Genomic DNA, 2,215 nt, shown 5'->3' with positions numbered 1-2,215 from the left:
CTCATCGATCTGCACGCCGCTGGCCGTCGCGGGGCTATCGTTGAAGTAGGCCAGCGTGTAGGTGATCAGCTGGCCGGCGGTCACCAGCGCGCTATCTGCGCTCTTGAGGAGGCGCAGGTCGGGCGCGGGCAGCTGGTCGATGTCGGTGGCGCTCCGCTGCGGCCGCGAGTTGCCCGCATCGTCCTCATAGTCGAGCGTGACGGTGTTCTCCACCGTGCCGCCCGCCCCTGCGTCCACCGTCACCGTCACCTGCACGAGGCCGCTCTCGCCCGCCGCGATGCTCCCGGAGATCGTGAAGGTGACCACGCCGCCTGCCTCGCCACAGATGCCGGTGGCGGGGGGGGCAATGACGCAGCTCACGTAGCTCGTGTTGCTGGGGATGGTGTCGCGCAGCACCACATTCGTCGCCGGGCGGGCCGGAGCGCCGGTGGTGACGTTCTCATAGCGAATCGCGTAGGTCAGGCTGTCGCCGGCGGATACGGCCGCGACGCCGTCGTCCTTCGCGACCGTCAGCACCGGCAGCACGGGATTCACCTGCACCGTGTCGGTGTCGGTGTCGCTCTGCGGGGGGTAGGGGTTTCCCAGGCTATCGTTGTAGTCGAGGGTGACCGTGTTGACGACCGTGTCGCCGCCGGCAGCGGTGGGGCTGACCGTAACAATAACCTGCACGCTTCCAGACTGGCCAGCTTTGACGCTATGGGCAAGGATGAAAGTAACCTTACCCCCAGACTCACTACAGCTGCCCTCCGCTGGCGGAATCACACAGTCCACATAGGTCGTATTTGCCGGGATGGTGTCTGTAAGCACCACGCTGGTTGCGGCACCAGCGGTTGCGCCGCTAGAGGTGTTCGTGTAGATGATTGTGTAGCTGAGCTGGTCGCCGGGCGAGACGAGGTCGACACCATCGCCCTTGCTCACTTCCATTGCGGGAATGGGGGGCTGCACGTAGTAGGCGCTAGAGTTAGTCTGGCCTTCTTGAATGTACTGGTTATTCCCATTAGCACACGTGACGATCTTCCACCAGCCAGACTCAAGGATCGGTAAAGTGGCATTAGGGAAGACATCACCAGTGCCACGATTCACAGTTGCACTAGTGTTCCATACGGTGCCGCCCGAAGGGGTATAGGAAATTCCACCGCTTTGTGGTGCAGCAGGATCGTAAGCGGCGCTAGGTGGGTAGTAAAGAATCTCAGCATCGAGACCAGGATAATCAAGATCAAAGTTATTGAATGCCACCGATGTGCTGCCGGGCTTAACATACTCGTAGAGCGTGAGGCACTGATCTGCGATCGGAAAGCCTACCGACAGCGTCGTCACATCATTCTGGTATGAGCCGGTGCGCACGCCGATCATGATCTCATCATCGGTGCCGGGGAGGCCGTCGGGGTTGTCATAGTTCGCCGGCGGGACATTGTCTGGGTCGCTATCATCATCGGTGCCGACGCGCACGCGCCAGGAGTTCTCATCATCGACAAGGGTCTCGGCGCGCAGCACGTAGGTGCCGCAGGTGACGGGCGCGGCCAGGGTGGCGAAGCGGCGCCAGGCCTCACCTGTCGCAAGAGGCGGATAGAGTTCGGACAGGATCGAGCCGGCGGCGCCGGCGGCGGGCTGATTGGGGCCTGGGCCGATCACCGTCCCGACGTCATAGAGCTCGAAGAACGTGGCGTTGGCATTTGCGAGATTCTCCATGGGCCGCACCTCATCGCCGACCGCGGCGACCACCATCTCGGGGCTGAACAGATCGATGTACACCGGAAGTGTGGCGGGCCAGCCGCAGGGGACGGTGATCTCGTGGTAGTGGTAGCCGGCGAGCACGCCGTTTGCGTCGCTAGTATACCAGTCCCCTTTACCGATATCGCTCGTCGGGCCATTTGTCTGGAGGTAGGTCTGCAGCCCGGCGGGCGGGGACTCGATGGCGATGGCGCCGCCGGGCATGGCGATGATCAGCAGCAGGGCGATAAACGCGAGCCGAAATACGCGACCGGATGCTGGGCGAAATGGCATCATACAGCGTTGCCTCCGTTCGGCGGGACTCTCCGGCATCATGGCTGCACGCCCCGCTCTCTGTTAGATGTAAACATGACGTGCATATAAACGTTCATCATGGCCCAAGATAACATATACATGTAGTACGCACATCCATAAGCTGTGCCCGGCAGACACATGCAACATTAGTTCTGCTGCGGCGCGTCATAGCCGCGTCGCAGCAGAACTA

1 pseudogene is annotated in these 2,215 nt (G+C 61.9%); it reads right to left on the bottom strand.

The window, feature by feature from the left end:
* A pseudogene (locus K2Z83_RS28200) lies at positions 1–2,007 on the bottom strand (DUF11 domain-containing protein); the annotation flags it as partial.
* Between the last annotated feature and the right edge of the window lie 208 nt (positions 2,008–2,215).

This window comes from Oscillochloris sp. ZM17-4 (genome assembly GCF_019599295.1).
Lineage (GTDB): Bacteria > Chloroflexota > Chloroflexia > Chloroflexales > Chloroflexaceae > Oscillochloris.
This window is presented reverse-complemented; position numbering and strand designations above follow the sequence as displayed.